Origin of the sequence: Mycobacterium sp. (genome assembly GCF_032162605.1) — a bacterium.
GTDB lineage: Bacteria > Actinomycetota > Actinomycetes > Mycobacteriales > Mycobacteriaceae > Mycobacterium.
In genome coordinates this window covers 1-6,883 of sequence record NZ_JAVROT010000147.1, presented here as the reverse complement: position 1 = coordinate 6,883, position 6,883 = coordinate 1, and the positions used below count along the sequence as shown (strand labels likewise).

Annotated in this window: 7 protein-coding genes and 1 pseudogene; all 8 read right to left on the bottom strand. The window is 66.1% G+C overall.

The window, feature by feature from the left end; all coding sequences use genetic code 11:
* Positions 1 to 261, bottom strand: a pseudogene (locus tag QOI01_RS09015) (hypothetical protein); the annotation flags it as partial.
* Positions 262 to 270: 9 nt separating this feature from the next.
* Positions 271 to 651, bottom strand: coding sequence for a metal-sulfur cluster assembly factor (locus tag QOI01_RS09010; RefSeq protein ID WP_526380043.1), 381 nt, complete (start codon positions 649 to 651; stop codon positions 271 to 273).
* Complete coding sequence (gene sufU / locus QOI01_RS09005) at positions 648 to 1,115, bottom strand: Fe-S cluster assembly sulfur transfer protein SufU (protein ID WP_526380045.1); 468 nt, start codon at positions 1,113 to 1,115, stop codon at positions 648 to 650. Before sufU ends, QOI01_RS09010 begins: the two co-directional genes overlap by 4 nt.
* Before the next feature lie 14 nt (positions 1,116 to 1,129).
* Positions 1,130 to 2,422 carry a cysteine desulfurase gene (locus tag QOI01_RS09000; protein WP_526380041.1) on the bottom strand — a complete coding sequence of 431 codons (1,293 nt, stop codon included), beginning with the start codon at positions 2,420 to 2,422 and terminating at the stop codon, positions 1,130 to 1,132.
* 13 nt (positions 2,423 to 2,435) lie between these two features.
* Positions 2,436 to 3,209, bottom strand: coding sequence for a Fe-S cluster assembly ATPase SufC (gene sufC / locus QOI01_RS08995; RefSeq protein WP_526380039.1), 774 nt, complete (start codon positions 3,207 to 3,209; stop codon positions 2,436 to 2,438).
* Between the two features lies 1 nt (position 3,210).
* The gene (gene sufD, locus QOI01_RS08990) at positions 3,211 to 4,395 is read right to left on the bottom strand and encodes a Fe-S cluster assembly protein SufD (RefSeq protein ID WP_526380037.1); all 1,185 of its coding nucleotides are present in this window, start codon (positions 4,393 to 4,395) and stop codon (positions 3,211 to 3,213) included.
* A complete protein-coding gene (sufB, locus tag QOI01_RS08985; protein ID WP_526380035.1) occupies positions 4,392 to 5,855 on the bottom strand; it encodes a Fe-S cluster assembly protein SufB in 1,464 nt (487 codons plus the stop codon). Before sufB ends, sufD begins: the two co-directional genes overlap by 4 nt.
* Complete coding sequence (locus tag QOI01_RS08980) at positions 5,852 to 6,604, bottom strand: helix-turn-helix transcriptional regulator (protein WP_526380033.1); 753 nt, start codon at positions 6,602 to 6,604, stop codon at positions 5,852 to 5,854. The genes sufB and QOI01_RS08980 overlap by 4 nt, the downstream gene beginning before the upstream one ends.
* Between the last annotated feature and the right edge of the window lie 279 nt (positions 6,605 to 6,883).

Below are 6,883 nucleotides of genomic sequence, written 5' to 3'. Positions count from 1 at the left end.
CTCGTATACGCCGTCGGGCGGACCGATCCCCAAACCGGTCGCCAGCGCGAGCGCACCGACCGTTGCGGTGAGCGGCGCGGAGTCCTCCCCCCACACCAGTTCGGAGCCGTGTACCGCCACCGGTATCGAAACGGCCGTGAAGCCGTCTGGACGGACGGCGAGCCGGATGGTCCCTGCCGACCGGTACTGGGGACCGGCGATGAAACTCTCGGCAATGCCCCGTAGTTGGCGGCGCGTGGCGACATAGGTCTCGTTGTCCATCGCGCCGGGCTAGACCGTGAAGCCGAGGGCTCTCAACTGCTCGCGTCCGTCCTCGGTGATCTTGTCCGGGCCCCACGGCGGGTTCCACACCCAGTTGATCTTGATCTCGCTGACGAGGCCGGCACCCACGAGCGCCGTACGGGACTGGTCCTCGATGACGTCTGTCAGGGGGCAGGCCGCCGACGTCAGCGTCATGTCGATCAGCGCGACCTTGGAGCCGGCCTCACCCTCTTCGATGTTCAGGCCGTAGACCAACCCGAGGTCGACGACGTTGATGCCGAGCTCCGGGTCGACGACGTCGCGCATCGCCTCCTCGAGGTCGGCGAACGTCTCCTCGTCCAGTGCGGACACCGATTCCCCGCTTGCGTCCTCCGGAACCGTCTCGGTCATCGTCCTGCCTCCTCTAGGTCTGCGTCTGATTCTGCACTCGCCTGGGCCAGCGCGTCCTTGAAAGCCATCCAGCCCAGCAGCGCACACTTCACCCGCGCCGGGTACTTCGCCACTCCCGCGAACGCAATGCCGTCGCCGATGACGTCCTCATCACCCTCGACGTTTCCGCGCGAGGAGATCATCTCGGTGAACGCCGCTACCGTCTCCAGCGCTGCGCCAACACGCTGTCCGATGACCTGATCGGTGAGCACCGACGTGGCCGCCTGGCTGATCGAGCAGCCCTGTCCGTCGTACGAGATGTCCTCGACCGTGTCACCGTCCTCGGACAGCGCCACCCGCAACGTCACCTCGTCACCGCAGGTCGGATTGACGTGATGCACCTCAGTCCCGAAGGGCTCGCGAAGCCCCCGATGATGCGGATGCTTGTAGTGATCGAGGATCACTTCCTGGTACATCTGTTCCATTCGCACGGGGCGACTCAATTCCTGACCGATTCCCGGGTCGCTTCGCTCCTGCCCTCCGGATCGAAGAACTCGATGGCGCGCTTGATCGCTGCCACCAACCGGTCCACTTCGTCCAGCGAGTTGTACACCGCGAACGACGCCCGAGCCGTGGCGGCGATGCCGAAGCGCCGGTGCAGCGGCCACGCGCAATGGTGACCGACACGGACCGCGACGCCCTCGTCGTCGAGCACCTGGCCAACGTCGTGCGCGTGAATTCCGTCGACGACGAAGCTCACCGGTGAGCCCCGCAGCTCCATCGAGCTGGGGCCGATCAGCCGCACGCCGTCGAGGTTCGACAGCCCCTCCAACGCCGCGGCGACCAGTTCGTTCTCGTGCGCCTCGACGGCGTCCATCCCGATCGCACTCAGATATCTTGCGGCCGCCGCTAAACCGACCACTTGCGACGTCATCGGAGTGCCAGCCTCGAACCGCTGGGGGGCGGGCGCGTACGTCGTGGCCGCCATGGTCACGGTCTCGATCATCGACCCGCCGGTGAGAAACGGTGGCATGGCGTTCAGTAGTTCACGCCGGCCGTACAGCACGCCGATCCCGGTGGGGCCCAACATCTTGTGGCCGGAGAAGGCCGCGAAGTCGACGTCGAGCGCGTGGAAGTCGACGGGCTGGTGCGGCACCGACTGGCAGGCGTCGAGCACGGTCAGCGCGCCGACGGACCTGGCGCGGGAGACCAACTCCGCGACCGGTGCGACGGCGCCGGTGACGTTCGAATGATGGCTGAACGCAACGACCTTCACGCGCTCGTCGAGATGCAGCGAGTCCAGGTCGATGCGGCCGTCCTCGGTGACGCCATACCAACGCAGCGTCGCTCCCGTCCGTCGGGCAAGTTCCTGCCACGGGATCAGGTTGGCGTGATGTTCCAGCTCGGTGGTCACGATGACGTCCCCAGGGCCGACGGCACGGTCGAACCGAACGTCTCCCAGAACGTACGACACCAGGTTGATCGACTCAGTGGCGTTCTTCGTGAAGACGAGCTCATCCGCGTCGGCGCCAACGAAGGCCGCGAGGTCCTCACGGCCCTGCTCGTAGGCGTCCGTGGACTCCTCCATCAACTGGTGCGCGCCGCGGTGCACCGCACCGTTGGACGTGGTCAGGAAGTCGCGTTCGGCGTCGAGCACCTGGAGTGGCTTCTGCGACGTCGCTCCGGAATCCAAGTACGCCAACTGGTTTCCGCCGCGCATCACCCTGCTCAGGATCGGGAAGTCGGCCCTGATCGCAGTGAGGTCGAGGGGGCGGGTGACCTGAACGGTCATGACGGTGTCCTCCCTAAGCTCCTGCGGCCGCAGCCTGAGTGAAGCGCTCGTAGCCGTTCTCCTCGAGTTCGTCGGCCAGCTCCGGGCCGCCGGACTCAATGATCCGGCCGTCGAAGAAGACGTGCACGAACTGGGGCTGGATGTAACGCAGAATGCGGGTGTAGTGCGTGATCAGCAGGACACCTGCGTTCTCGGCCGCCGCGTAGCGGTTCACGCCCTCGCTGACGACCCGAAGCGCATCGACGTCGAGGCCTGAGTCGGTCTCGTCGAGGATGGCGATCTTGGGCTTGAGCAGTCCGAGCTGCAGAATCTCGTGGCGCTTCTTCTCGCCGCCCGAGAACCCTTCATTGACACTGCGCTCGCTGAATGCCGGGTCGATGTCCAGATCGCTCATCGCGGTCTTGACCTCCTTGACCCAGTGCCGCAGCTTGGGCGCCTCGCCGCGGATCGCGGTGGCGGCCGTGCGGAGGAAGTTCGACATCGAGACGCCTGGCACCTCGACCGGGTACTGCATCGCGAGGAACAGACCCGCGCGGGCGCGCTCGTCGATGCTCATCTCGAGGACGTTCTCGCCGTCGAGGGTGATCGAGCCGGAGGTGACGGTGTACTTGGGGTGTCCCGCGATCGCGTAGGACAGCGTCGACTTGCCGGATCCGTTCGGCCCCATCACCGCATGGGTCTCCCCAGACTTCACGGTGAGGTTGACGCCCTTGAGGATTTCGATGTCGGCGCCTCCCTCCGCCGAGATGACGGAGGCGTGCAGGTCCTTGACTTCCAATGTGGTCATGTCAGCTGTTTCTCGATTCGGTGATCGCTAGTTCTCGTTCGATGGCTTCGGTAAGGCGCTCACGCACCGCGGGTACGGCGATCTTGGCGATGATCTCGCCGAAGAAGCCACGGACCACGAGGCGACGTGCCTGCGCCTCCGGGATGCCGCGGGCACGTAGGTAGAACAACTGCTCGTCGTCGAAACGTCCCGTGGCACTCGCGTGCCCGGCGCCGACGATCTCCCCCGTCTCGATCTCCAGGTTGGGGACCGAATCGGCACGGGCGCCGTCGGTCAGCACCAGGTTGCGGTTTACCTCGAAGGTGTCGGTGCCGGTGGCTTCCGCGCGGATCAGCACGTCGCCCACCCACACGGTGTGCGCGTCGGGACGGTTGGAGTTGGGATCACCCTGCAGGGCACCCTTGTACAGCACGTCGGACTTGCAGTTCGGCTGCGCGTGATCGATCAGCAAGCGCGACTCGAAGTGCTGGCCGTCGTCGGCGAAGTACGTGCCGAGCATCTGGGCCTCGCCGCCAGGAGCGGTGAAACGCACCGTCGCCGAGGTTCGAACGACGTCGCCACCGAGCGTGACGTTGACGTGCCCGAGCATCGCGTCCTTGCCAAGGCGGGCGTGATGCGAGCTGACGTGCACCATGTCGTCGGCCCAGTCGGCGATCCAGATCACGCCGACCCCCGCCGAGTCACCGACGATGATCTCCACGTTGTCGGCGTAGGTTCCGCTACCGCGCAGATCGACGACGACGATGGCCCGCGACAGCTCCTCGATGCGGATCTGCAGATGCCCGTAGGCGACCGCACCCTCGCCGGGACCATTGATGGTGATCTCGATGGGTTCGGCCACCTCGGTGTCCCTCGCCACGGTGACGATGGTCGCCTGGTCGAACGACGAGAATGCCTGTGCCGCAACGCGGTCAGATGGAACGCCACCCTGGCCGAGGCGCTCGTCACCGCGACGGGCGGTCTCCACCGTCACTCCGGACTGCTCGCTGACCTCGATGAGCGCAGTGCCGGCTCGCCTTCCATCGGACACAGCGGACCCGTCGTGCAGACCGCGCAGCCGCTTCAGCGGCGTGAACCGCCACAGTTCGTCGCGACCGCCGGGCACCTCGAAGGCGTCGACGTCGAAGGACGCGAACAGCTCTCCCTTGTTCCGTCCCTCCAGGGACTCAGTCAGGTTCTGGGTCACCCGACGGCGCCTTCCATCTGCAGTTCGATGAGCCGGTTGAGCTCGAGCGCGTACTCCATCGGGAGTTCCTTCGCGATCGGCTCGACGAAGCCGCGGACCACCATCGCCATGGCCTCGTCCTCGGTCATGCCGCGGCTCATCAGGTAGAACAGCTGATCCGCGCTGACCTTGGAGACGGTGGCCTCGTGACCCATCGTGACGTCGTCCTCACGGATGTCGACGTACGGGTAGGTGTCACTGCGGCTGATCGAATCGACCAGCAGTGCATCGCACTTCACGCTCGACCGGGAACCGTGCGCACCCTTGTTGATCTGGACCAGGCCGCGGTACGAGGCCCGGCCACCGCCGCGGGCGACCGACTTGGAGACGATGTTGCTCGACGTGTTCGGGGCCAAGTGCAGCATCTTGGCACCGGTGTCCTGGTGCTGGCCCTCACCGGCGAACGCCACCGAGAGGACTTCACCCTTGGCGTGCTCACCGGTCATCCACACGGCCGGGTACTTCATGGTGACCTTGGAGCCGATGTTGCCGTCGACCCATTCCATCGTGGCCCCCGCTTCGGCCCGGGCCCGCTTGGTGACCAGGTTGTAGACGTTGTTCGACCAGTTCTGGATGGTGGTGTACCGGCACCGGCCACCGGGCTTGACGATGATCTCGACGACCGCCGAGTGCAGCGAGTCCGACTTGTAGATCGGCGCGGTGCAGCCCTCGACGTAGTGCACGTAGGCGTCCTCGTCGACGATGATCAGCGTCCGCTCGAACTGGCCCATGTTCTCGGTGTTGATGCGGAAGTACGCCTGCAACGGGATGTCGACGTGCACGCCCTTCGGGACGTAGATGAACGAGCCACCCGACCACACCGCGGTGTTCAGCGCGGAGAACTTGTTGTCACCGGCCGGGATCACCGTGCCGAAGTACTTTCTGAACAGCTCCGGGTGCTGCTTCAGCGCGGAGTCGGTGTCCAGGAAGATGACGCCGAGCGCCTCCAGGTCCTCGCGGATCGAGTGGTAGACCACCTCGGACTCGTACTGCGCGGCGACACCGGAGACCAGGCGCTGCTTCTCGGCCTCGGGGATACCGAGCCGGTCGTAGGTGTTCTTGATGTCGGCGGGCAGGTCATCCCACGTGGCGGCCTGCTTCTCGCTGGAACGCACGAAGTACTTGATGTTGTCGAAGAAGATGCCCTCGAGGTTGGAACCCCAGTTCGGCATCGGCTTCTTCTCGAACGTGCGCAGCGCCTTCAGTCGCATCTCGAGCATCCACTCGGGCTCACTCTTCTTGCCCGAGATGTCGCGCACCACGGCCTCGGAGAGACCGCGCTGCGCGCTGGCGCCCGCGACGTCGGAGTCCGACCAGCCGTAGCCGTACGACGTGCCCAGCGAGGCAATGGTTTCCTCTTGGGTCAGGGCCTGAGGCTCTTCGCGCAAGCGGCTCATCGCCGCCTCGGGGATGGTCGTCATCGTGACGCTCCTTGATTCTGGTTGGTGGGGGTGGATTCGACGCGGGCCGTGCGCCTTGCGGGCTCGGGGATGAGCGGAACGTGTGTGGTGCACGCGCAGTCGCCGTTGACTATGGTCGCCAGCCTCTGTACGTGAGTACCCAGGATGTCGGCGAAGGCCTCCCGTTCGGCCTCGCACAACTCAGGAAACTCCTCGGCCACGTGCGATACCGGACAGTGGTGCTGACAGATCTGGACACCGTCGATGGGGCCGGTGACCCGCGTGGTGGTGGTCGCATACCCCGCCACGGTGAGCGCGACGGCGACGCGGTCCGCCGCGGCGGTGACGCCGGGTTTGACGCCCTTGCTCACCGCGTTTGCGACACCGTCCACACCCGCCAGGATCGTGTCGATGCGCCTGCGTGCGAAGGTACGGATGGCATCCTCGCCGCCGACCTCGCGCAATTGCCGCATGGCGGCGACGGCAAGGTCGTCGTAGGCGTGGTCCAGTTTCGACCGTCCCGCGGCCGTGAGCCGGTACCGCTTGGCGGGACGCCCTCGGCCGTGGTGCTGCCAGGACGCCGCGGCATTCGATTCGGCATCGCCGACCTCGACCAACGCATCGAGGTGTCGGCGCACTCCGGCTGCCGAAATACCCAGCCGATCGCCGATCTCACCGGCGGTGGTGGGGCCTTCGAGCAGCAGTTGCACGATCGATGCGCGGGTGTGCCCGTCGGAGGTCGACGCGACGCCGCCGGCCGGGGCCGGCAATCCGGCTCCAGTCGCGCTCGTAGCCTCCGTGCGGATTTTCACAACACCATTGTGACGGAATTCGGCAAACGGGTCTAGGAAGGTGACCCTTAGAAGGCCGACTTACTACGCTGCTGTGATGGCAGCCCGCCGACGGTCACCCAGCTCTGCCGTCGCCCGCTGGCACGCCGACGAGACGACGGTCAGCTCTCCGCTCATCGCGTCCGAGGTCGCGTCGCTGCGCCGCACCCGCGTCTTCGGCGCCACCGGCACGGTCCTGATGGCCATCGGGGCGCTCGG